The sequence below is a fragment of the Geminicoccus flavidas genome (assembly GCF_009806515.1).
In the GTDB taxonomy this organism is placed as follows: Bacteria; Pseudomonadota; Alphaproteobacteria; order Geminicoccales; family Geminicoccaceae; genus Geminicoccus; species Geminicoccus flavidus.
In genome coordinates, this window is record NZ_WUJP01000515.1 from 1 (window position 1) to 5,928 (window position 5,928).

General features: G+C 70.8%; 4 protein-coding genes and 2 pseudogenes. All 6 read right to left on the reverse strand.

All coding sequences use genetic code 11. The annotated features are described in order from the left end of the window. Positions 1 to 600, reverse strand: a pseudogene (locus tag EQG76_RS14505) (cytochrome P450); the annotation flags it as partial. Positions 601 to 645: 45 nt separating this feature from the next. Next, complete coding sequence (locus EQG76_RS33485; RefSeq protein WP_159714712.1) at positions 646 to 1,701, reverse strand: UDP-glucuronic acid decarboxylase family protein; 1,056 nt, start codon at positions 1,699 to 1,701, stop codon at positions 646 to 648. 33 nt (positions 1,702 to 1,734) lie between these two features. After that, a pseudogene (locus tag EQG76_RS33490) lies at positions 1,735 to 2,781 on the reverse strand (CgeB family protein); the annotation flags it as partial. Then, on the reverse strand, positions 2,778 to 3,878 hold the full coding sequence (locus EQG76_RS14520) for a CgeB family protein (RefSeq protein WP_159714703.1): 1,101 nt from the start codon (positions 3,876 to 3,878) through the stop codon (positions 2,778 to 2,780). The pseudogene EQG76_RS33490 and the gene EQG76_RS14520, both read right to left, overlap by 4 nt. Then, a complete protein-coding gene (locus tag EQG76_RS14525) occupies positions 3,875 to 5,005 on the reverse strand; it encodes a CgeB family protein (RefSeq protein WP_159714706.1) in 1,131 nt (376 codons plus the stop codon). The genes EQG76_RS14520 and EQG76_RS14525 overlap by 4 nt, the downstream gene beginning before the upstream one ends. Then, the coding region (locus EQG76_RS14530) for a glycosyltransferase family 4 protein (RefSeq protein ID WP_159714709.1) at positions 5,002 to 5,928 on the reverse strand (927 nt) is incomplete at its 5' end. The genes EQG76_RS14530 and EQG76_RS14525, both read right to left, overlap by 4 nt.

Here is a 5,928-nt window from a genome sequence, read left to right on the forward strand (position 1 = left end):
TCGGATCGAGCGGATCGCGTCCCGCCAGTGGCGCTCGGCCTGGTTGCGCAGGTGGTGTGCCCACCAGTTGGCTGGGCCGATCGTGCCGGTCTGCTCGATCATCGCGACGAGCTGCCGGGTGAGCTGCGGCGCCTGGTCCGGATCGAGCGGCACCCCCGCCCAGGCGGCACCGGCCAGGGCGAGCATGGCCGAGACCTCATCCTGCAGCACGATCTGCCGCTCCCCCCAGAGCGGTACGGCCGCGAGCCACGCGGCCCGGAACTGCTCCACCATCCGCTCGAGCGCTGGAGGCGACATCATCGCCAGGAACATCTGCTTGCGATGGTGGTGCGGCGCGTCGTCCAGGGTCTGGACGCTGCCGATGTCCTGGAGGAGGCGCAGCACGGTCGGGGGCATGGCGCCGACCCGGGTGAAACGCTGCCCCTCGTAGAAGATCCCGGCTGCCTCAGCGCCGCGCATGCAGACCACGGGCGTGAGCATCAGCCGGCTGCGGAACAGGTCGGAGCCTAGACGGTCGCAGCGACTGGACACGAAGGTGTAGCCCTCGCGCAGGAAGGCTACCGAGGCATCGAGGCTGTCGTCCCTTGGGACTTGGTTCATACATGCGTTCCCTGCGCAGAGACGCATTGATATAGGCCGCCCCCTTCAGGCGGACAGACCAGCTACCGCGGCCGGCTTCAACTTGCGCCTGGGCGGCTGGATCCGGATCACGGCCGATGCCGCTGCCGGCCCGGCGAACCAGGCGATGGTGGCTGCCAGCCCCTCGCGCACGGAGGTGCGGGGCGCCCAGCCCAGCACGCGGCGGGCCATGGTGATGTCCGGCCGGCGCCATTGCGGGTCGTCCGCCGGCAGTGGCTCGTAGACGATCGGCGAGGTCGAGCCGGTCAGGCTGGTGACCAGGCGCGCCAGCTCGTTGATCGTGTACTCCTCCGGGTTGCCGATATTGATCGGCGTCTGCGGATTCTCCGGCACCTCCATCAGCCGGACCAGGCCGTCGATCAGGTCGGTGACGTAGCAGAAGGAGCGGGTCTGGGCGCCGGTGCCATACACGGTGAGCGGCCGGCCGGAGAGGGCCTGGACGATCAGGTTGGAGACGATCCGTCCGTCGTCGGGGCGCATCCGAGGCCCGTAGGTATTGAAGATCCGGGCCACCCGCACGTCCACCCGGTGCAGGCGCAGATAGTCGAAGCACAGGGTTTCCGCGGCGCGCTTGCCCTCGTCATAGCAGGCACGGATGCCGATTGGATTGACGTTGCCCCAGTAGCTCTCCTGCTGCGGGTGCTGGTCCGGATCGCCATAGACCTCGCTGGTCGAGGCCTGCAGGAGCCGCGCACCATTGGCGCGCGCCAGCTCCAGCAGGTTGCGGGCACCCAGCACGCTGGTCATCAGCGTGTGGATCGGGTCGGCCTGGTAATGCCGGGGCGACGCGGGACAGGCCAGGTTGTAGATCCGGTCCACCTCGATACTGCTCGGCAGCGGCTCGCACACGTCCGCCTCCAGCAGCGAGAAGCGCGGATCGCGCTCCAGCGTGCGCAGGTTCTCCGGCGTGCCGGTGCGGAAGCTGTCCAGGCAGATGACGCGGCGGCCCTCGCCGATCAGCCGCTCACACAGATAGCTGCCGAGAAACCCGGCACCACCGGCGATCAGTGCGGTCAGCGGCGCGCTGCGGCGGGACCGCCGCGACGACGACGTGTCCCGCAGCGTGGCGCGTTCCGCGGCGGGCAGATGCCGTTCCAGCTCCGCCGCACGGGCGATGCCGGTATGTGCACCTAGCACAATCGCCCGCGCGTTCTCCGCGATCTGCAGGCGCACCGGCTCGTCGATTTCGGTCAGCGCCGACACCACCTGCTCGGTCTGGTCGGCGATCAGGATGGCCCGGCCCTCGGGCAGGAGGTCGCCCAGGCCCTCCCAGCGATCGCTGATGATCGGGGTGCAGCAGGCCGCTGCCTCGAACAGGCGCACGCTCGGCGAGTGGCCGGCCTTGATCATGTCGGCGCGGGTCACGTTTAGCGTGAAGCGCTGGCGGGCATAGAAGGCGGCATGCTCGGCGGGCGAGAGATGCTCGATCCGCTCGACATTGGCCGGCCAGTCGATCCCGTCCGGATATTGCGGTCCGGCCACCACGAAGCGCAGGTGCGGCAGGCGGCGGGCCGGCTCCAGCAGGAGCCGCTCCAGGGCGGGCTGCCGGTCGGGGCTGTAGGTGCCGAGATAGCCCAAGTCCCAGGTCGGGGCCGCGGGCAGCGGCGCGTAGCGGGTCTCGTCCACCGCGCAGTAGAAGGCCTGCGGGTTGCGCGCGCCGAACTCCCGGGCGAGGCGTTCCAGCACCGGCCCACCCGAGAAGGACAGGTAGAGGTCGAGCTCGGGAATCTGCCGCCGCGCCAGGTAGCCGGCCTCGTCCTTCTCCAGCTTGGCCAGGGTGACCGGCGTGTCGATGTCGTAGAAGGCGCGGATGCCGCGGGCCCGCTCTAGCACCAGGTCCAGGACCTCGATGCCATCCGGCACGTAGGACCCGACGATCACGGCATCGGCGGCCTCGATGTCGGCCAGATAGCGCTGCTCCAGGTCCTCCAGGCTCGCATACAGGCCGAGCGTGCAGAAGTCGGGGTCAGGCAGGTCACGGTTTTCGGCATACCAGGGGACGTCGCGCTCCAGGAACAGTACGCGATGGCCACGGGCCGCCAGGCCGCGCAGGAGAGCCCGGAAGGTGGTGGCGTGGCCGTTGCCCCAGGACGAGGAAAGGGACAGGCCGAGGACGACGAGGTCGAAGGACCGCACGGTCATGCAGCAAGCTCCTTGGCCTTGGTTACAATGCCGGCGGTAAGCAGCCGGTCCACCAGGACCGCACGCCGGTCGTAGGTATGCTCCGCCAGCACGCGGCTGAGCGCCGCCTGGCCGATGGCGCGCGCGCGCGCCGGGTCGAGCGTCCGCACAGCCTCGGCCACGTCCTGGCCGTCACGGACCACCAGCACCTCCTCGTCCGGCCGCAGGAACAGCTCGATGCCTTCCCAATGGTCGGTGAGCAGGCAGGCCCCAGCACCGGCCGCCTCGAACACCCGGGTGGGCGGCGAGAAGCCGATGGCCGCCATGCTGTCCCGGTTGATGTTCAGGACCGCACTCGGGGTGCAGTTGAAGGCGTTGTGCGCCTCGGTCGCCACGTGCCCGATCTTCTGGACGTTGGGCGGGCAGTCCTTGTCCGCCCAGCCGGACCCGCCCAAGAGGAAGCGCCGCTCCGGCAGCATGGCGGCCGGCCGCAGGAAGAACTCCTCCACCCGCCGCTCGCGGTCGGGCAGGCGGTTGCCGAGAAAGCCGAGATCGCCCGCAAAGCGCTGGTCGGCCGCCACTGGATGGTGGGTGGAGGGATCCAGCGCGTTGTAAACTGGCACGCAGTCCGCGGCACCCAGCGCCCGATAGGCCTGCACGACCGGATCGCCGCCGCCATAGGTCAGCACCAGGTCGATCGCGGGCAGGACCCGGCGCAGCGGATGGTCCGGTGCCCCGGCGATCTCGGCCAGGGTGGCCGGCGCGTCCACGTCCCACCAGATGCGCAGCGCGTCCGGCCGGGCCTGGCCCAGGGTGCGCAGCAGCAGTTCGTCGTCGGCAAAGCCCACGCCGCTGGCCTTGACCACGACATCCGCACCGGCACCGGCGGCGACTGCACTGGCGAGGCCGTCCGGCGTGGCTGGATAGACCACCACGCGGCACCAGTCCGGCGGGGCGATGTCGCGATGGCTCTGCCGGTCGAACGCATCCGGCTCGTAGAAGGTGATGGCATAGCCATGGGCGGCCAGCGCCCGGAGCATGCCCCGGTAATAGGTGGCGGCCCCGTTCCAATAGGAGGACAGGAGGCTGGAGCCGTAGAACGCGATCGTCCGGGTCATGCGGCTTCCTCGGTGGTGGCAAGGGCGGCACGGACCTTGGCGCTGCCGCGCAGGGCCAGGATCGCCAGCAACTCGTCGACGCGATGGGCGCAGGTGTGCCGGCGGCGGATGGTCTCGAGGCCGCTCGCGGCGATCGTGCGGCGCAGCTCGGGGTCGGCCTTCAGCGCCTGGAGGTGCCGCGTCATCGCTTCGCCGTCCGCCGCGCGCAGATAGTCCCGGTCGCCGCGGAACAGGCCCTCGGCATCGTCCCAGGGAGCGCTCACCAGCGGGATGCCGCAGGCCAGCGCCTCGAACATGCGGATGGTGGGGATGCCGGGCAGGGCCGCGACATAGGGCCGGCGCGGCACATGCACCGTCATGCGGTGCCGGGCGAACGTCCGGGGCACGTCGGCATTGGCGAGCCAGCCCCGATAGGCCAGGGGCGAGCGTGCCAGGGCCCCCAGGGCCGGCTCGGGATAGCGCACGCCGTGCACCGTGCCCGACAGCCCCAGCCGCGTGGCCGGCTCGATCAGGAACTCCTGGAGTTCGCGCTCCCGCTCACCGTCGCCCCAGTTGCCGATCCAGACCAAGTCGGCTTCGGGCTGCAGCTCGGGCAGGGGGTGGAAGACCCGGATGTCGGCCGCCTCGTGCCAGACGAAGACCTGCCTGCCCCAGCCCTGCCGCTCGTAGCGCTCCTTCAGGGTGGCGCCGAAGGCCAGCACGGCGTCGTAGTCGGCAAGCCGCAGGTCGGCGATCGCCTGCTCGTCCGAAACGCCGCGGTGATGCGTGTCGTGGAACAGGAGGGTGAACGGTGCGCCGGCACGGCGCAGCCGGCCGAGTGCCGCCACCAGGTCGGGATCGGTCCATTCATGGACCAGGACCACGTCGGCATCGGCCAGCGCTGCCCCATGGTCGAAGCCTTCGCCATAGCTCTGGCTGGTCAGGCCCGGAAAGTCATGGGCGAAGCGGTGCAATGCGCTCGTGCCCTGGTCGGCCAGGAGGTTGCTGCGGCTCCAGCCGTCGACCGGCTCCAGCGCCAGAGTTTCGTGGCCGCGGGACTGCAGCTCGCTCAGGAGACCGCGCAGGAAATGGGCGTTGCCATGGTTCCAGTCGGACTGGAGCGAATGGGTATAGAGGACGAACTTCATGAAGTGCTCCCGCTAGCCCCGGCCGGGGCATGGCGCAGCATCGCGGTGCCATAGGCGCGCAGCGTGCCGGTGAGCTGGCGATGGGTGGTGAAGGTGCCGGCCCGGCGCCTGGCCCGCTCGGCCAGGTCGAACCGCCAGGGCGGATCGTCCGCCAGGGCCCGGATCGCTTCGGCAAAGGCGGCGGGCTCGTGCGGCGGCACGAAGATGGCGGCATCCGCCCAGAGCTCGCGGAAGGTCGGGATGTCGGCCAGGAGCAGGGCGGCACCGCTGCCGGCCGCCTCCAGCACCGCCAGGCCGAACGGCTCGTAGCGTGAGGGGGCGGCGAAGATGGCCGCCTGGCGCATCAGTTGCCGCAGCTCATGCGGCGGTAGTTCGCCCGCGGCACGGGCATAGTCGAGCCGGACCCGCTCGCCGTTCGGGCCCTGCAGCGCACCGGCCATCACGACCGGCCAGGGCGAGGCGGCGGCGGCCTGGTCGAGTGTGCGGCCGTTCTTGGCCTCGTCCCACCAGCGCCCGGCCGAGAGCACCATCTCCGTCTTGCCGCAGGCGATGGGCGGCACCGCTGCGGCGTTGTGGACGACCTCCAGGCGCGGCTGGGGGCCGTAGACCGCGACGACGTTCTCGCCATGGGAGCGGCTGGGCACCAGCACGACCTCCGCGCGGCGAAAGCCTAGCGCATTGTGCCGCTCAAGCCAGCTCCAGCCGGCCGGCAGCCGGTCGCCCCGCACGGCCCGCCACCAGGTGGGCACGCAGGAATGCGACGCCACCACCACCGGCAGGTCGATCTCCAGCTCCGCCGCCTGGGAGGGCAGGTTCAGGTGGAGCAGGTCTGCCTGCCAGTTCGTGGCGATCCGGGCGAGGCTGGCCGGCACCCCCGCCAGCGCGTCGGCATCGGCCACCAGCCAGTCGAGCGGCAGGTCGGT